Here is a 16953-nt window from a genome sequence, read left to right as displayed (position 1 = left end):
CACGTGAGTTCAACCCGTTCAAACCGCCCATGCAGCCCACTCGCCCCCCGCGCGCCACGCGGTCAGCGCTTCGCCGGCGACGATCACCCAGATCTTCCCATCCGCCGCCGCCATCGCCGCGTCCGTAGCGGACGGCGTCGCATCGCCCGAGGGGTGCGAATGCCAGTATCCGATCACGCGCTCCCCGCCCGCCCGCTCAGCCTTCAACGCCGCGATCAGCGCCGCCGGGTCGATCTCGAACCGCCGCGCCGGGTCGTCCGCCACATTGGCCGCGACACTCGCCCGCTCGACCCCGTCGGACCCGAACAACAGCCCGCACGCCTCCAGCGGCGCGGCCTCCGCCGCTGCGCGCTGAATTAGTGCAATAACACAGCTTGAAATCCGCAAACCCATGCCCATCTGCGTAGCGCAATGAACCGGGGGGTTTCCACACTCGAAGCGCGGATCGCGGATGCGGCAGATGGCTGGCGGCTCGACCGGGCTTTGGCGGATGCGCTCCCCACGCTTTCGCGTGAGCGGATCAAGGCGCTGATCTCCACCGGCAACGTCACCGGCCCCGACGGCCTGATCCGCGATCCCAAGAAAAAGGCGCCCGGCGGGGCGCTGTTCACGCTCGTCGTCCCCGAACCCGAACCCGCGCATAACGAGGCGCAGGCGATCGACCTCAACGTGGTCTATGAGGACGAACATCTGATCGTGATCGACAAGCAGGCCGGCCTCGTCGTCCACCCGGCGGCGGGCAATTTCGACGGCACGCTCGTCAACGCGCTGCTGCATCACTGCCAGGGCAGTCTGTCGGGGATCGGCGGGGTCGCGCGGCCGGGCATCGTGCATCGGATCGACAAGGACACGTCGGGCCTGATGGTCGCGGCCAAGACCGATCGTGCACATGTCGGCCTCGCCCGCCAGTTCAAGGACCATTCGATCGACCGCCGCTACCAGGCGATCGTCGCGGGCCGACCGAAAGCGTCAGGCGGAACCGTCGACGCGCCGCTTGCGCGTTCGCCGCAAAACCGCAAGAAGATCGCCATCCAGCCGGGCGGCAAGCGCGCGGTCACTCACTGGACGCTGGTGAAGCCGCTGTACGAGGCCGCTCTGGTCGAATGCCGGCTCGAAACCGGCCGAACGCATCAGGTGCGCGTGCACATGGCGTCGATCGGTCATCCGTTGATTGGCGACCCGGTTTATGGTAGAACGAAAAAAGAACACCGGGGGTATTGGAAACCATGGGTTTCCGGCGCCAGGCCTTGCACGCGGCCCGGTTGGGGTTCATCCATCCTATCAATAGCCACGCTTTGGCGTTCGATAGCGAAATGCCTGCGGACATGCAGGAACTGATGGATAACCTTATCGTATAAGTATCTGACCCGTCCGGATGGAGGGTCGACCGGCATCCCTGCCGCTACAGGGGGAAGCCACAAGAAAGGGAGTAAAGTGACCATGGCCAGCGGAAGCAACGTCCCGGCGACGATCCCCGCTCTCGGTGGTGAGGCGAGCCTCAACCGCTACCTCGCGGAGATCAAGAAGTTCCCGATCCTCGCGCCCGAGCAGGAATATATGCTCGCGAAGCGCTTTCAGGAGCATGGCGACCCCGAAGCGGCCGCGCAGCTGGTCACCTCGCATCTGCGCCTCGTGGCGAAGATCGCGATGGGCTATCGCGGCTATGGCCTGCCGGTCAGCGAACTGATTTCCGAAGGCAATATCGGCCTGATGCAGGGCGTGAAGAAGTTCGAGCCCGATCGCGGCTTCCGCCTCGCCACCTATGCGATGTGGTGGATCCGCGCCTCGATCCAGGAATTCATCCTGCGCAGTTGGTCGCTCGTGAAGATGGGCACCACCGCCGCGCAGAAGAAGCTGTTCTTCAACCTGCGCCGGATGAAGGCGAAGCTCGACGCGTTCGAGGACGGCGATCTCAAGCCCGAGCATCTCGCCAAGATCGCGCACGATCTGGGCGTGACCGAGGAAGAGGTCACGTCGATGAACCGCCGCATGGCGATGGGCGGCGACACGTCGCTCAACGTGCCGATGCGCGAGGATGGCGAGAGCCAGTGGCAGGACTGGCTGCAGGACGACAGCGCCCTGCAGGACGAGGTCGTGGCCGAAGCGCAGGAGGCCGATGTCCGCCACTCGATGCTGGTCGAGGCGATGGACGAGCTCAATGAGCGTGAGCAGCACATCCTGACCGAACGCCGCCTGACCGACGATCCCAAGACGCTCGAAGAGCTGAGCCAGGTCTATGGCGTCAGCCGCGAGCGCGTCCGCCAGATCGAGGTGCGCGCGTTCGAAAAGCTGCAAAAGGCGATGATGCGCCTGGCGGGCGACCGCCGCTTGCTTCCCGCGATGTAAGCTCGGGCGGGGGGCGGATGGACGATCGCAACGACGCAACGGGCGCACCGCGCCCGGAACCGCTCGGCGCGCGTCCGCTCCCCGACCTCGATCATCTCGACGGAATCGGCATTCAGCCCGTGAAGCCCGCAAAACCCCGCAAGCCGATCGCCCGCCGCATCATCGGCTGGCTGTTCAAGGGCGCGCTCGCCTTCGTCGTCGCGTCGGTGGCGATGGTCACGCTCTACCGCTTCGTGCCCCCGCCCTTCACCCTGACGATGATGGGCGATGTCTTTTCCGGCCATGGCGTGACCAAGAAATGGGTGCCCCTGTCGCGCATCGACGCCGACATGGCGCGCGCCGCGATCGCGGCGGAGGACAGCAGCTTCTGTACCCATTCCGGTTTCGACTATGATTCGATGGCCGCCGCGATGCTGCGCAATGCCAAGGGCGGGAAAGTGCTGCGCGGCGGATCGACGATCAGCCAGCAGACCGCGAAGAACGTGTTTCTGTGGCAGGGCGGCGGCTATTTCCGCAAGGCGCTGGAGGCGTGGTTCACGGTTCTGATCGAAACGATCTGGGGCAAGCGCCGGATCATGGAAGTCTATCTCAACGTCGCGGAGACCGGGATCGGCACCTATGGCGCCGAGGCCGGCGCGCGGCGCTATTTCAAGAAGGGTGCGGGCAATTTGACCCGCGCCGAAGCCGCACGCATCGCCGCCGTCCTGCCGCTGCCCAAGAAACGCGCGGGTGTCGCGCCAAAGGGCTTCACCCGCCGCTACGGCAATTCGATCACCGCCCGCATCGGCGTTGTCCAGCGCGACGGGCTGGACGCCTGTTTGCGGTAGGGAGAGGGCATGACGGATCGCCGAAGTGGCAAACGTCAGTCCACCGGCACACCCTCCCTACGGACACCCCTACACATCGGGGGCGAACGAGTCTTATTTCTTTTCGGTCGGAACTGCCTTGTCGATCGCGTCGCCGGCCTTTTCCGCCGTGTCGCCGACCGCCTGCGCCGCCTCGGTGATCGCCGCGTCCTTGCGGGTCTCCGAATTGTTGCTGAGGAAGTAGAAGGCACCGACCACGACGATCACCAGCGCGATGATGCCGAGGATCAACCCGCCGCCACCGCCGCGCCGCTCGATCACCGTCGTGCCACCGCCACGCTCGGTCACGCGTTCCGCAGTCACGCCATCGGTGCGCTCGACAATCCGTTCTTCAGCCATGTCTCATCTCCCAAAGGAACATTGGCGGCCCAACGCAGTGGACCAAATCATTGTTCCCGTTGTGAAATGTTCAGGATGTTCAGAACGGCAGCTTGAACCCCGGCGGCAGCGGGATGCCGCTGGAAAGCTTCGACATTTCCGCTGACGCCGCCGCATCCGCCTTGGCTCGCGCATCGTTGAGCGCGGCCGCGACCAGGTCTTCCAGCATCTGCTTTTCCGACGGCGCGAGCAGCGATCTGTCGATATCGACGCCGATGATCCGGCCCTTGGCGCTCGCCTTGACCTTGACCAGTCCGCCGCCCGATGCACCCTCGACCTCGATCCCGTCGAGGTTCGCCTGCGCCTTGGTCAGCTCGTTCTGGACGTTCTGCGCCATCGCCATGATGTCTTCGATACTTTTCACCCAAACCTCCTGTTGTCGCGGGTCCAGCCGATCAGCTCGGCGTCCGGAAATGCTTCGAGCGCGGCGGCGACCACGGGCGATGCCAGCACGGCATCGCGCTCCGCCGCCTCGAGCGCCGCGCGTTCTTCATTCAATGTCGGCTGGCCAGGCGCATCGGTGACGCGCAGCGACCAGCGCTTGCCGAGCACGCGCCGCAACGCGCTCTCGAAATCATGGACGAGATCGGCGGGGAGTCCCTGGCTGCTGACCTCGATCACCGGCTCCTCCAACCGGATCGGGCGGACAAGGTTCCGCACCCGCGCCGCAAGATGCACCTCATGCGCCGCCGCCAGCCGCTCGACCAGCTCGGCCATGGTACGCGGAGCGGGCGCCTCGGCCGGCGCGCTCGGGGTTGCGGCGGGGCCAGGCCCGCCCATCGGCGCACCCTCGGCGATCTTGCGCGCCAGCTCGCCCGGATCGGGCAGGGTCGATGCATGGATCACGCGCAACAGCGCCATTTCGCACGCCTCGATCGGCAGCGCGGCGCGGATCACCTCGTCATGCCCCTTGAGCAGCAGCTGCCACAGCCGGTGCAGCGCCGGAAAGCCGAGCTTCCCCGCCCATTCGGCGAGCGCCGCCCGCTCCTCCGCCGCCTGCCCCGGAATCACGTCATTGCCGAGCTTCGCCAGTGTCACGCGATGCACGGTCTCCAACAGCGATTTCAGCACCGCCTGCGGATCGACGCCCAGATCATATTGTCCGCGCAGCGCCGCCAGCGCGCCCGCCGCGTCGCCCGCGATCACTTGGGTAAACAGCTCGCGGATCGCATTGCGATCCGACAGGCCCAGCATGTCGCGCACCGCATCCGCCGTGACCGCCCCGCCCTCCATGCCGGCATGCGCAATCGCCTGATCCAGGATCGACAGCCCGTCGCGCGCCGACCCTTCCGCCGCGCGCGCGATCATCGCCAGCGCCTCGGGCTCGGCCTGCGCGCCTTCCTTCTCGACCACCTCGCCGAAATGCGCGGCAAGCTTCTCGGCGGGAATCCGCCGCAGGTCGAACCGCTGGCAGCGCGACAGCACCGTCACCGGCACCTTCTGCACCTCGGTCGTCGCGAACAGGAACTTCACATGCCCCGGCGGCTCTTCCAGCGTCTTGAGCAACGCGTTGAACGCGTTCTTCGACAGCATGTGCACTTCGTCGATGATGTAGATCTTGTACCGCGCCGACACCGACGAATAGCGCGATGCGTCGATGATCTCGCGCACATCGTCGACGCCGGTATGGCTGGCGGCGTCCATCTCGATCACGTCGATATGCCGCCCCTCGGCGATGGCGCGGCATGGCTCGCACACCCCGCACGGGTCGATTGTCGGCCCGCCCTGCCCGTCCGGGCCGATGCAGTTCAGCGCCTTGGCGATCAACCGCGCGGTCGACGTCTTGCCCACCCCGCGCACCCCGGTCAGCAGGAATGCATGCGCCAGCCGGTCGCGTTTGATCGCATTCCCCAGCGTCTGCACCATCGCATCCTGGCCGATCAGCTCGGCAAAGGTCTGCGGCCGGTATTTGCGCGCGAGCACGCGATACACGCTGTCCCGCGGCTGGGGCGGTTCGTCGAGGCCAAGAAGTGAATCGGACATTGCGGAAGACCCTAGCGGCTCCGGGCGGTCACGTCATGTGGGGAAGGTGGGAGCCGGGACGACCCGACACGAAAATCGTTACGGCTGCTTCCTTCCGGATCTGACCGGGTTGGCGACGGCATCGTCCGCCCGACTCCCGCGGCGCATATGGGGGAAGCTGACGCGGATTGCAATCTCAGGCGAACAGCGCCCCGATCAACTCCCCGACCTTCGCGTGCGCCGCATTCGCCTTGGCCGAATCCAGCCCGGGCGCATCGAGGTAGCAGGCGATCAGAATCGGCTTGCGCCCCGGCGGGGTCGCGATCGCGATGTCGTTGAAATAACCCTCGCCACTCGTCCCGGTCTTGTCCCCGACCCGCCAGCTCTTGGGCAGCCCGGCGCGCAGCCGGTCCTTGCCGGTCGGCGATGCTTCCATCCAGCCGATCAGCTTCGCGCGCGACGCGGGCGACAGGACATCGCCGAGCAGCAGCCGGTTCATCAGCCACAGCATTGCCTCGGGCGTCGTCGTATCGCGCACCTCGCCATTACGGACATTGTTGAGCGACGGCTCGTCGCGGTCCGACCGGGTGAGCTGATCGCCCGCGTCACGGACGAACTTGGTCAGCCCGCGCGGTCCTGAAATCTGCCCGAACAACAGGTTCGCGGCGCTGTTGTCGCTCATCACCACCGCAGCTTCGCACAGCACCTCGATCGACAGCGCCCCCTTGGCCAGGTTCGCGCGCACCACTGGCGCATAGTCGAGCAGGTCGGCCTCGCCGAAACGGATCTCACGCGACAAGTCGAGTTCGCCGCGATCCACCCGCGCCAGCACCGCAGCAACCAGCGGCACCTTGAAGGTCGAGCACATCGCGAACCGCGCCTCGGCCCCGTCCGAATAGCGTCGCCCGGTACCGCTGTCATAGACAGCCAGCCCCAGCCGCCCGCCGGTCTCGGCACGGATGCGGTCGAACGGCCCGATCTTCTGCGCAAAGGCGGGAGCGGCGGCGAGCGCGGCGGCGCCCGCAATCACGGTACGGCGAGTCGTCATCATCATCGTCCCTGCATATCGCGATGTTCTGAAGGCAGGCTGACTGTAAGCCCGTCCAGCTCGTGGGTCAGCACGATCTGGCACGACAATCGGCTGGTCCGGCTTGCACCCACGGCAAGGTCGAGCATATCCTCCTCCTCCTCGCTCGCGCGCGGCAACCGGACGAAATCCTCCGCCGCGACGATGACGTGACAGGTGGAGCAGGCCATCTGTCCCTCGCACGTCCCCTCCAGCGGCATGCCCCGCGCCTGGCCGATCTCGAGCAGCCGGTCGCCCGCTGCGGCCTCTGCCTCGACCGCCAGATCGCCCTCGGGGGTCAGGAACCGCACCCGGATCATGCCGCGATCCTTTGGGCGCGCGCTGCGGCATCGATGCGCTGGATGGCGTCCAACAATTGCTCCTCACTCGTGTACCGGCCGAACCCAAGCCGGATGCTCGACCGCGCCTCGGCATCGCTCAGGCCCAGCGCCTTCAACACATGGCTCGGCCGTCCCGATCCGCTGGCGCAGGCCGATCCCGCCGAAAACGCGATGTCGCGCAGCTCCGACATCAACCGCGCGACGTCCAGCCCCGGATAGCGCAGGTTGAGATTGCCCGGATAGCGCTCATCCTTCGACCCGTTGAGCGTCCACCCCGCACTGCCCAATGCCTGAAACCCCGCCCGAAACAGCTGCGCGACATGCGCGCGATCCGCGCCGAACCGCTGCTTGGCCAGCGCCGCCGCCGCCCCGAACCCCGCGCAAAGTGCAGGCGACAACGTCCCCGACCGACCGCCCGGCTCCTGCCCGCCGCCATGCAGCAGCGGCTCAATTTCGACGCCGTCGCGCACCCACAAGGCCCCCACGCCCTTCGGCCCGTGGATCTTGTGCGCCGACACCGCGACCAGATCGACGCCATCTGGGATCGCGACCCGCCCGAAGCCCTGCACCGCATCGACCAGCATCAACGCGCCCGCCGCCTTGGCCAGTTCGGCAATCTCCTCGACCGGCTGGATCACCCCGATCTCGTTATTGACCAGCATCGCCGCGACGAGTCCCGTACCCGGCCCGATCGCCGCGCGCGCGGCGTTGAGGTCGATCAGCCCCTCTGGCCCGACCGGCAACACCGTCACCTCGCGCCCGCGCCGCGCCCTCCGCCGCCACCGTGTCGAGCACGGCGGCATGTTCGGTGGCGATCGTCACGATCCCGCCGCTGCTGCCCTTGATCGCCCAGTTCAGCGCCTCGGTCGCGCCACTGGTGAAGCTCACCGTGCCGCCATCCGGCATCAGCCCCGCGACCGCCGCGCGCGCCACCTCGACCGCCGCCTTGGCCTTGCGCCCCGCGGCATGCGCCGAGTGCGGATTGGCGAAATCGTCGCCCAGCCAGGGCAGCATCGCGTCGCGCGCCTCGGGCGCCAGCGGCGTGGTCGCCTGATAATCGAGATAGATCATGCCGCCCGCGCCCGCGCTTCGTCGGCGATGTCGCACCAAGCTGCGGCGAAGGCATCGACCTCCGCCTCGGTCGTGCCGCGCCCGAAACTCACCCGCACCACCTCACGCAGCGCCGGCTCATCCCAGCCCATCGCGCTCATCACATGGCTCGGGCGCAGGCTTCCCGAGGCGCAGGCACTCCCCGCCGACACCGAAATCCCCGCCATGTCGAACCGGATCAGCTGCGCCGCCGACGACACGCCCGGCATGCGATACGCGCCGATCAGCGGGCTGCGCGAATTCGCCGCGCCCACCACCTCGACGCCCGGCAACGCCGCCTCCAGCCGCGCGCGCAGCGTGTAGAGCCGGTCCATCTCCTCCGGCACCTCCACCGCCGCGGCAAAACCCAGCGCTCCGGGCAGATTCTCGGTCCCCGCGCGATAGCCCTTTTCCTGCCCGCCCATCGGCAACAGCTTGGCAAAGTCGCGCACGAACAACGCGCCGATCCCCGGCGGTCCGCCGCGCTTGTGCGCCGAGACCGCGACCAGATCGGCATGGCGCAGCACCGCCGCCGACGCCCGCGCCGGCATCTGCGCCGCATCGACCAACAGGATGCCGCCCGCCGCCTTCACGATCTGCCCGATCGCCTCGATCGGCTGAATCACCCCGGTCTCGCTATTGGTCCGCTGCACGCACAGCAGCACCCCCCGGCCCGATCGCGTCGCGCAGCGCATCGAGGTTCAGCGTCCCGTCGCTCAGGACCGGCAGCACCTTCGCGCCCTCCGAATGGCGCAGCACCGCATCATGCTCGACCGCAGTGATCAACCGCCGCTCCGCCATCGACCGGCGCAGCGCCAGATACAGCGATTCGCTCGCTCCGCTGGTCAGCACCACCTCATGCGCCCAGCCATAGGCCGCCGCGATCCGCGCCCGCGCATCCTCCAGCGCCGCACGCGCCGCGCGCCCTTCGGCATGCGGCGAGGATGGATTGGCCCAGCGACGCATCCCTTCCTCCACCGCGGCAATCGCCTCCGGCAGCATCGGGGTGGTCGCGGCATGGTCGAGATAGATGCGGTCAGTCAGGGGAATCGTTCCAATTGCTTGTCGGGGCGTGCGGACTATATAGCCTGCACCCGTTTCCGCGCTACCGCGCGCCCATCACAGAGCAGGTGCATTTTGCCCGAAGTCATCATCCCCGGTCCCGAAGGCCGCCTCGAAGGGCGTTTCGCCCCCGCCCCCCGCCCCCCGCGCACCGGTCGCGATGATCCTGCATCCGCATCCCAATGCCGGCGGCACGATGAACAACCGCATCGTGCAGGAACTGTACAAGACCTTCCAGCGCCGCGGCTTCGCGACGTTGCGCTTCAACTTCCGCGGCGTCGGCAAGAGCCAGGGCACGTTCGACAACGGCATCGGCGAGCTGAGCGACGCGGCATCGGCGCTCGACTGGGTGCAGAGCTTCCACCCCGAAGCCTCGACCACCTGGATCGCGGGCGTCAGCTTCGGCGCATGGATCGGCATGCAGCTGCTGATGCGCCGCCCCGAAATCCGCGGCTTCATCTCGGTCGCGCCGCCGGCGAACATGTACGACTTCACCTTCCTCGCCCCCTGCCCCAGCTCGGGCATCATCATCCAGGGTGAGGGCGATGAGGTCGTGACGCCGGGCGCGGTGCAGAAGCTGGTCGACAAGCTGCGCACGCAAAAGCACATCACGATCCACCACGACACGATTCCGCACGCCAACCATTTCTTCGAACACGAAATGGACCAGCTGATGCGCAGCGTGGACAATTATCTCGACATGCGCCTCGACCCCAATTCGCCGATCCGGTGACATTCAGATCCTCCCCGGAGCGGGGAGGGGGGACCGCCGCCGAAGGCGGTGGTGGAGGGGGCCCGAGGCAAGCGAATTGCTTCGAGCAGGGCCCCCTCCGTCAGCGCTGCGCGCTGCCACCTCCCCGTTCCGGGGAGGATTTTGGCTATGCTTTCCGCACGCCCCGAAGCATGATCGCGCCATGAAGCAATCCACCGCGATCAAGATCGCCGCCGGCGTCGCCGCTGCCACCATCGGCGGCCTGTTCCTCTACTCCCGCGCGACCCGCCCGCCGGTGATCAACCCCAACGTGCCGCAGCCGGCCAAGCCGGTCGACCTCACCCGCTACGCCGGCATTTGGTACGAACTCGCGCGGCACGAGAATCGCTTCCAGAAGGGCATGGACTCGGTCACCGCCGACTATGCGCTGGAAAGGGACGGCAAGGTCAGCATCGTCAACAGCGGCATCCGCACCGGCGAAGTCGAACGCGACGTCAGCGAAGGGACCGCGATCGTCGCGGACGAGGACACCAACGCCAAGCTCAAGGTCTCGTTCTTCGGCCCGCTCTACACCGGCGACTATTGGGTGCTCGACCATGGCGACGATTACGACTGGTCGATCGTCGGCGAGCCATCGGGCCGCTATCTCTGGCTGCTCGCCCGCGACCCCCGCCCCGACCCCGCTCTGCTCCAGGCGCTGCTGACGCGGGTCGAGGAGCTCGGCTACGATCGCTGGGCGCTGCGCATCACGCAGCACGACTAGGATGGACCGCATCGACGTCACGGTCACCGGCGGATGCCAGTGCGGCGCAATCCGCTACCGCGCCACCGCGATGCTCGACAATTCCCACCTCTGCCATTGCCGCATGTGCCAGAAGGCGACCGGCGGCCTGTTCGCCGCGCTCGTCGCCGCGCCCAACGACGCGCTGAGCTGGACCCGCGGCACCCCGGCGACCTTCCGCAGTTCCGAGCATGTCGATCGCGGCTTCTGCGCCGACTGCGGCACCCCCTTTTCTATCGCGGCGACAGCGGGCGCACCAACCTCACCATCGGCTCGCTCGACGACCCCACCGCCTTCCCGCCGCGCACGCAGATGGGCAGCGAATCGCGCATGCCCTGGTTCGCCGACCTCCCCGCCCTGCACGATGAAGGCGCGACCGAAGCACAGGACCCGGCATGGGCCGCCGCCATCGCGGCGAGCAGCCGTCAGGCCCCCGACGGGGATCAGCCCGCTACAGGTCGCCGCTCTGAAGCGCGATCCGACGGGTCCCGCCCGCCTTTTTGAGCGCAGCCTGAACATCTTCGCGCAGCTTCAGCGCCTCGATCCCCTTGGAATATGCCGTTTCCGGCGTGGGCGTGGGCGAGGGGTCAAAATCGCTGAAGTCGATCAGCGTTTCGATCCGCTGCTCGGGGTTGTCGAGTTCGGCGATCACCGCGCGGGCCGCAGCGTCCATATCGCCGAGACACAGGTACAGGCGGCGCAATGCCTCCGGGGCGTCCTTGCTCTTGGCCTCGATCTCCGCGCGGTCGATGGCGACCGCCGCTGCGTTGCCCAGTCCGACATTGGCGCAGACGCGGACCAGCCGCATCTGCATGGCGCCGAACGGACTGACCGGAAAGTCTGCGCCCTCGGCGGGCAGCGTCTTGAGCGCGTCGGCATGCCGCCCCATCCGCATCTGCACCCCGGCCAGGTTGATGATCTGGCTGACATTGGGACTGCCGTCTTCCTCCACCCGACCGCCCTCGCGATACGCGACGAGCGCGGCGTCGGCTTCGCCCAGCGCAAGATGCGTCCGCCCCCGGGCGTCCCACCACCAGGCCAGCTTATCCTTCGCATCGACATGATCGGCGAGCGCCCGCCCGCCCGACCGCGCCGATTCGAGCATGTCCAGCGCTTCCCGGGGCTTTCCGAGCGCCCGCAGCAGCCGGGCCGCCTGGATATAGGGGCCAAGATGGCGCGGATGACGCCCCATCGCGGTGCGAACATCCGCCAGCTCGCGCTCGACTGCCTTGCGCGGGTCGAATCCCGCCGGCATGAGCGGAGTGAGGCGCGCGTTCATGCTCAGTTCGAGCAGCGTGCGCGCGGTCTCGATCTCGGCAACCAGCGCGGCGGCACCTGCCTCATCGCCGCGCGCGTGCAGGATCTTGATCAGGCTGATGCGAAACCCGTCCTTCGACGCCATCGGCTCATCGGGGGCATAGCCGCTCGCGGTCACCACCTTCAGCAGCCGCTCGCGCTCCCCCTCCTGCTTCGCGTCGCGAAGGAGCGTGTCGAGGCGATACAGCCAGCGGATTTCCACGCCGTTGAGCGCCGCGCCCCGCCCTGCGCTCATCGCCTCGACCGTCGTGACGGCTGCCGCCAGGTCCTTCATCTCCAGATCGAGGGCAAAGCGCAATTGCCACAGATCGTCCGACGCCGCGTCGATCGCGGTCCCCGCGACCGCAAGCGCGCGCGCCTCGACCAGCCGATTTGCCTGCGCTTCGCATAGCACCGCAATCTGATAGACTGCCGCTACGACCTCCCCCGGAAATGCCGCCATCGATCCGGGCTTGAGTTGCGGGCGCAGTGCCTTCAGCGCCGCCGGGCAATCGCCGCGGTCGAACGCTTCCAACCCCTTCGCCAATCGCGCGCGCACCCGGTCATCGTCTGCAGCCATGGCTGGCATGCTTCCCATTGCAATCGCCCCCGCAATCGCGCCAGCCACCCATCGTTTCATGAAATCCCCCTTTGATACCCGGTCAGCCTAGCGCGCAGCCCGCTGAAATCGAAAACAGAATCGCGCGGGAACAGGGTTCAGACCGTCCAGATCAGCACATTCCCGACCAGCACCAGCGCGCACACGATCATCAGCACGCCCTTGGTCCGGTCGCCCTTGCGGATCATCGTCACCCCGCCCCACACCAATATGATCGCGGCGATGGTCAGCAAGGTGAGCGTCATCGACGCGGCGGTAGAGAGTTCGGGTCGCATCGCGCCTTCTTGCACCGCCCATCCGCCCCCCGTCGAGAGACCCCCCGACTATTGCGATTGCCTCGCAATAGATAATCCCCTAACGGCGCTGATAGATAAAGCTTTGGCCGCATTAGCCGACAAAGGGTTGCGCGCCATCGCCCCGCCATCTAGCGGAGCCCGCAAATGTCCGACCGTAACGCCATCCCCCTCGCCCCGTCCGCCGCGCTCACCGTGGAGACCGTTCTCAGTGTGCGCCACTGGAACGAGCATCTGTTCAGCTTCACGATCACGCGCCCGCAAAGCTTCCGCTTCCGCTCGGGCGAGTTCGTGATGCTCGGCCTGCCCGGCGAAGGCCGCCCGCTGCTGCGCGCCTATTCGATCGCCAGCCCCGCCTGGGCCGAGGAGCTCGAATTCCTCTCGATCAAGGTGCCCGATGGCCCGCTGACCTCGAAGCTTCAGCTGATCCAGCCCGGCGACCAGCTGTTCCTCGGCCGCAAGCCGACCGGCACGCTCGTCACCGACGCGCTGCTGCCCGGCAAGCGCCTGTTCTTTCTGTCGACCGGCACAGGCCTCGCCCCGTTCCTCAGCCTCGCGCGCGATCCGGACGTCTATGAGATGTTCGACCAGATCCAGCTGGTCCACTCGGTCCGCCGCGTCAGCGACCTCGCCTTCCGCGAAGAGCTGGAGGGCCTGCTCGCCGGCGACCCGCTGGTTCAGGATCAGGCGCTGGTGCAGTTCAGCTACCTGCCCACCGTCACCCGCGAGCCCTTCCCGACCAATCAGCGCATCGGCACGCTGATCGAGAATGGCGCGCTGTTCACCGGCCCGAACATGGCGGGCGAAAAGCGCCTCGACCCCGAAACCGACCGCATCATGCTGTGCGGCAGCATGGAGATGATCAAGGATCTCTCCGCGATGCTGGACGGAATGGGCTTCGAGGAAGGCTCGAACAGCAAGCCCGGCCATTACGTCATCGAGCGCGCTTTCGTCGGCTAAAGCCCCCCTCCCTGAAAGGGAGGGGAACTGGCTATCGCCCCCATTCCCCGATTGCCCCCGCCACAATGGTAACGCTATCATCCCTCCGAACCAACATTCGGAGAGGACGGCGATGCCCCACACCCCCATCTCACGACGCAGCTTCATCGAAGTCGGCGGGGCCCTCGCCGCCACGCTGACCACCAGCGCCAGCGCCGCAACGCCCCTGCTCCAGTCCCCCGCCGCCCGGCTCAAGGGCCTCCCCCTCCCCCGGGTACCCGCCTCCCCCGCCACCCCGCCGCGCAAGAAACGCGACGACAGTGTCGGCTTCGCGATCATCGGGCTCGGCGGCTATGCGCTTCACCAGATCATGCCGCGCTTCGACCAGGCCGATCGCGCGCACATCGCCGCGCTGGTCTCGGGCAATCCGCAAAAGCTCGCCCAGGTCGGCGACGCATACGGCGTCCCTGTCGACGCCCGTTATTCCTATGAAGACTTCGACAAGATCGCCGCCGACGACCGCATCCACGCGGTGTACATCATCCTCCCCACCGCCTTCCACGCCGACTTCGCGATCCGCGCCTTCGCCGCGCGCAAGCATGTCCTGTGCGAAAAGCCGATGGCGCTCTCCAGCGCGCAATGCGAAGCGATGATCGCCGCCGGCCGCCGCGCGAACCGCAAGCTGATGATCGCCTATCGCTCGCACTTCGAACCCTACAATGTCGAGGCGATGCGCCTGATGCGCGAGAAAGCGGTCGGCGACATCCGCCTGATCCGCAGCGAGCAATCCTATCGCGCCGGCCCCACCACCCCGGCCCAGAACTGGCGGATGAACCGCGCACTGGCCGGCGGCGGCCCGCTCGAGGATTTCGGCATCTACGGCCTGCAATCCGCGCTCTACCTCACCGGCGAAATGCCGGAGAGCATCAGCGCCACCACTTTCCAGCCCAGGGGCGACCCGCGCTTCACCGAAATCTTCGCGCACGTCTCCTCGCAATGGCGCTTCCCCTCGGGCGCCGTCGCCCACCTCGCCACCTCCTACGACAGCGCCGGAGCCAATTTCGCCCATGTCCGCGGCACAAACGGCGCTCTGATCATGGACCCCGCCACCAGCTATGCCGGGCAGAAGATGCGGATCGAAGGCCAGGATGCCCGCGAGCTAACCCCTGGCGACCCCACCACCCAGTTCGCCGGCCAACTCAACCATTTCACCAGCGCCATCCGCGACGGCACCCCGATCCTGACCGGCGGCGAAATGGGCCTGCGCGACGCACGGCTGATGGAGGCGATCTATGCGTCGGCGCGGGATGGGCGGACGGTGAAGCTGTTCCCGGATGGGCGGATGCGGGGGTGAGGCTGTCGCCACGCGACCGAATATGAGTGTATCGAGCGCGGATCAGCGCTTTGGTGCGGCCGGATTAGACAGCTGCCACGCCACCGAAACCTGTCCGGCAAAGATCGGCGCATATTTGCGCAGTTCCGCCTGAGCAGTCGCATCGAACGCGGCGAAGCTGCGCATCCGCTCCATCGCACCGGCTTCGGCCCGGCGATACAGGCTTCGCGCTTCGGCGGGTGACCTTGCGTGCTTGCGCAGCAGCGCCGCCAGCGTCCAGCTTCCCGCGATGCGGTTGGGGTGCGATGGCGGCAGCCCCTCCACGATGGCCCGTGCCTGTCGCATGAGTGCTTCCGCATCAGCGGTGCGGCCCTGCGATTCGAGGTTTCGGGCCAGCGTGACCATCGCGGCGGCGACGAGCGGGTGCGTGGGAGGCAAGGTCTTTTGCCGCACCGCCAGCGCCTTGCGGTGCAAAGGTTCGGATTCTGGTGAAACGCTGCTGCCAGCTCAGATTATCGGCGAGATTTTCGTAGATGATCGAAATTTCCGGGTGATCAGGCCCAAAGGTCCGTTCGGCGATCGCCAGCGCCTTGCGCAGCAGCGGCTCCGCTTCTTCATACCGGTTCATTTCATTCAGGTTCGTCGCGAGATTGGAAAAGGCAAAGGCGATGTCGCGCAAAACAGGCCGGTTTGCGGTCTCGCGCAATGCCAGAACGCGGCGATAGATCGGGTCCGCCTCTTCGCGCCGCCCCTGGCTGGAAAGGATCGAGGCCAACGCCTCATATCCGGCCGCGATTCCTGGATCGCCCGGCTTCATATGCGCCTCGCGCAGCCGCAGCGATGTGCGGATCGCTGCTTCTGCCCCGGCATAATTGCCCTGGGATTGCAGGTTCCAGCCAAGGTTACTGTAATTCTCTGCAATCAGGCGGTGGCCGGGCGGAAGCACCGCTTCCTGGATGGCCAGCGCCTTGCGGATCAATGCTTCGCCTTTATCGACCTGCCCCTGTTGATCGACCGAAAACGCCAGGCTGGTGTAGAGCGTCGATTGCCCCATTTTGTCGGCGTTGGGATCGGCTTCAACCAGCATGACGGCCTTGACCAGAACCTGTTCAGCCTCGGCATAGCGACCGAGTTCGTTGAGGATCAGGCCAAGCACGCGATAGCGGGGAACCAGCCGCGGGTCGCCGAGTGGCACGAGCGCTTCGTAGAGCGCAAGCGCCCGGCGGGCGAACGGTTCGGCTTCATGATCGCGATCCTGTTCGCGAAGCGCGACGGCAAGGTCGGTGAGAACCAGCGCATGGTCAAACTTGCCCGCGTCCGCGCCCTTTTCGAACAGCGCCGCCGCACGGCGCAACGCGGCCTCCGCCTCGGCATATTGCGAAAGAGCGAACAGCGACTGGCCAAGTTGCGCGTTGAGCGTCGCCAGCGATGGATGCTCCGGCGGGCGGGTGGCGATCACAGCGCGCAACAACGGGACGGCTTCGGCATCCTTGTTCCCGGCGATCAGCGCCCGGAGGAAATAGTCGGCCGCGACCCCGCGATCCTTATGGGACACAGGCAAGGTGCGATTGGCGATCTCTACCGCCGCGCGCGCGAATTTCTCGCTACGCTCGATGTCGCCGATGCGCCACGCGATATTCGCACCCCCAAGCATCAGGTCGAGGCAATGATCGTTCGCCGGTCGGTTCGCTACGCACACCGCCGCCGCCTTTTCCAGAATGCCGACTGCGGTAGTCAGGTCCTTGCGCTCATAGGCGGGGAAGAATTCGGGCGGCAGTTCGGCTCGGCCCGGCGTTTGCGGGGGCGCAGTGGCAACAGCGAGGAGTCCGGCCAGCCAGATCATGACAGCGGCTGAATTAGCAGAGACCTC

At 66.9% G+C, this 16953-nt stretch carries 15 protein-coding genes, 1 other RNA gene and 5 pseudogenes; 8 read left to right on the top strand and 13 right to left on the bottom strand.

The genetic code is table 11. The features are described from left to right. Positions 1–18: 18 nt before the first annotated feature. On the bottom strand, positions 19–399 hold the full coding sequence (locus LRS12_RS14755) for a M67 family metallopeptidase (protein WP_257845182.1): 381 nt from the start codon (positions 397–399) through the stop codon (positions 19–21). Positions 400–411: 12 nt separating this feature from the next. On the opposite strand from LRS12_RS14755, the pseudogene LRS12_RS14750 reads away from it, so the two are divergent. The 3 genes and pseudogenes from LRS12_RS14750 to mtgA all read left to right on the top strand — a co-directional run bounded on the left by LRS12_RS14750 (position 412) and on the right by mtgA (position 3173). Continuing rightward, positions 412–1358, top strand: a pseudogene (locus tag LRS12_RS14750) (RluA family pseudouridine synthase). 82 nt (positions 1359–1440) lie between these two features. Then, positions 1441–2346: an RNA polymerase sigma factor RpoH gene (gene rpoH / locus LRS12_RS14745; protein ID WP_257845181.1), complete on the top strand. Its 906-nt coding sequence runs from the start codon at positions 1441–1443 to the stop codon at positions 2344–2346. A 17-nt stretch (positions 2347–2363) separates the two neighbouring features. Further along, positions 2364–3173, top strand: a complete 810-nt coding sequence (gene mtgA, locus LRS12_RS14740) for a monofunctional biosynthetic peptidoglycan transglycosylase (RefSeq protein ID WP_257845180.1) — start codon at positions 2364–2366, stop codon at positions 3171–3173. A gap of 93 nt (positions 3174–3266) precedes the next feature. Here the strand turns inward: mtgA and LRS12_RS14735 are convergent, their stop codons facing one another. The 8 genes and pseudogenes from LRS12_RS14735 to LRS12_RS14700 all read right to left on the bottom strand — a co-directional run bounded on the left by LRS12_RS14735 (position 3267) and on the right by LRS12_RS14700 (position 9050). Then, a complete protein-coding gene (locus tag LRS12_RS14735; protein WP_257845179.1) occupies positions 3267–3551 on the bottom strand; it encodes a hypothetical protein in 285 nt (94 codons plus the stop codon). A 79-nt stretch (positions 3552–3630) separates the two neighbouring features. Continuing rightward, positions 3631–3954 (bottom strand): YbaB/EbfC family nucleoid-associated protein, encoded by a 324-nt coding sequence (locus LRS12_RS14730; RefSeq protein WP_257845178.1) that lies wholly within the window; start codon positions 3952–3954, stop codon positions 3631–3633. Then, on the bottom strand, positions 3951–5573 hold the full coding sequence (locus LRS12_RS14725) for a DNA polymerase III subunit gamma/tau (protein ID WP_257845177.1): 1623 nt from the start codon (positions 5571–5573) through the stop codon (positions 3951–3953). The genes LRS12_RS14730 and LRS12_RS14725 overlap by 4 nt, the downstream gene beginning before the upstream one ends. A gap of 42 nt (positions 5574–5615) precedes the next feature. Further along, positions 5616–5714: signal recognition particle sRNA small type (ffs, locus tag LRS12_RS14720), an RNA gene on the bottom strand. A gap of 34 nt (positions 5715–5748) precedes the next feature. Next, a complete protein-coding gene (bla, locus tag LRS12_RS14715; RefSeq protein ID WP_257845176.1) occupies positions 5749–6600 on the bottom strand; it encodes a class A beta-lactamase in 852 nt (283 codons plus the stop codon). Positions 6601–6602: 2 nt separating this feature from the next. Continuing rightward, entirely contained in the window at positions 6603–6938 is a 336-nt protein-coding gene (locus LRS12_RS14710; RefSeq protein ID WP_257845175.1) for a 2Fe-2S iron-sulfur cluster-binding protein, read from the bottom strand. Continuing rightward, positions 6935–8030 (bottom strand): annotated as a pseudogene (locus LRS12_RS14705) (cysteine desulfurase family protein). The gene LRS12_RS14710 and the pseudogene LRS12_RS14705 overlap by 4 nt, the downstream one beginning before the upstream one ends. Beyond that, a pseudogene (locus LRS12_RS14700) lies at positions 8027–9050 on the bottom strand (cysteine desulfurase family protein). The pseudogenes LRS12_RS14705 and LRS12_RS14700 overlap by 4 nt, the downstream one beginning before the upstream one ends. A gap of 135 nt (positions 9051–9185) precedes the next feature. Here LRS12_RS14700 and LRS12_RS14695 point away from each other — a divergent pair. The 3 genes and pseudogenes from LRS12_RS14695 to LRS12_RS20090 all read left to right on the top strand — a co-directional run. After that, positions 9186–9843, top strand: a pseudogene (locus LRS12_RS14695) (alpha/beta hydrolase). A gap of 181 nt (positions 9844–10024) precedes the next feature. Next, on the top strand, positions 10025–10585 hold the full coding sequence (locus LRS12_RS14690) for a lipocalin family protein (RefSeq protein ID WP_257845174.1): 561 nt from the start codon (positions 10025–10027) through the stop codon (positions 10583–10585). Position 10586: 1 nt separating this feature from the next. Continuing rightward, a pseudogene (locus tag LRS12_RS20090) lies at positions 10587–10787 on the top strand (GFA family protein); the annotation flags it as partial. A gap of 267 nt (positions 10788–11054) precedes the next feature. On the opposite strand, the gene LRS12_RS14680 reads toward LRS12_RS20090, so the two are convergent. Together LRS12_RS14680 and LRS12_RS14675 are read right to left on the bottom strand one after the other, a co-directional pair. Continuing rightward, positions 11055–12479 carry a hypothetical protein gene (locus tag LRS12_RS14680; protein ID WP_257845173.1) on the bottom strand — a complete coding sequence of 475 codons (1425 nt, stop codon included), beginning with the start codon at positions 12477–12479 and terminating at the stop codon, positions 11055–11057. 137 nt (positions 12480–12616) lie between these two features. Continuing rightward, on the bottom strand, positions 12617–12793 hold the full coding sequence (locus LRS12_RS14675) for a hypothetical protein (RefSeq protein WP_257845172.1): 177 nt from the start codon (positions 12791–12793) through the stop codon (positions 12617–12619). Between the two features lie 165 nt (positions 12794–12958). Here LRS12_RS14675 and LRS12_RS14670 point away from each other — a divergent pair, with 165 nt between their 5' ends. Together LRS12_RS14670 and LRS12_RS14665 are read left to right on the top strand one after the other, a co-directional pair. Continuing rightward, positions 12959–13771, top strand: coding sequence for a ferredoxin--NADP reductase (locus tag LRS12_RS14670; protein WP_257845171.1), 813 nt, complete (start codon positions 12959–12961; stop codon positions 13769–13771). Between the two features lie 112 nt (positions 13772–13883). After that, positions 13884–15104 (top strand): Gfo/Idh/MocA family protein, encoded by a 1221-nt coding sequence (locus LRS12_RS14665; protein ID WP_257845170.1) that lies wholly within the window; start codon positions 13884–13886, stop codon positions 15102–15104. 42 nt (positions 15105–15146) lie between these two features. On the opposite strand, the gene LRS12_RS14660 is transcribed toward LRS12_RS14665, so the two are convergent. Beyond that, on the bottom strand, positions 15147–15557 hold the full coding sequence (locus LRS12_RS14660; protein ID WP_374581096.1) for a tetratricopeptide repeat protein: 411 nt from the start codon (positions 15555–15557) through the stop codon (positions 15147–15149). Then, positions 15442–16926, bottom strand: coding sequence for a tetratricopeptide repeat protein (locus LRS12_RS14655; protein WP_257845168.1), 1485 nt, complete (start codon positions 16924–16926; stop codon positions 15442–15444). Before LRS12_RS14655 ends, LRS12_RS14660 begins: the two co-directional genes overlap by 116 nt. Positions 16927–16953: the final 27 nt, after the last annotated feature.

The sequence above is a fragment of the Sphingomonas sp. J344 genome, assembly GCF_024700005.1.
In the GTDB taxonomy this organism is placed as follows: domain Bacteria; phylum Pseudomonadota; class Alphaproteobacteria; order Sphingomonadales; family Sphingomonadaceae; genus Sphingomonas.
This window is presented reverse-complemented; position numbering and strand designations above follow the sequence as displayed.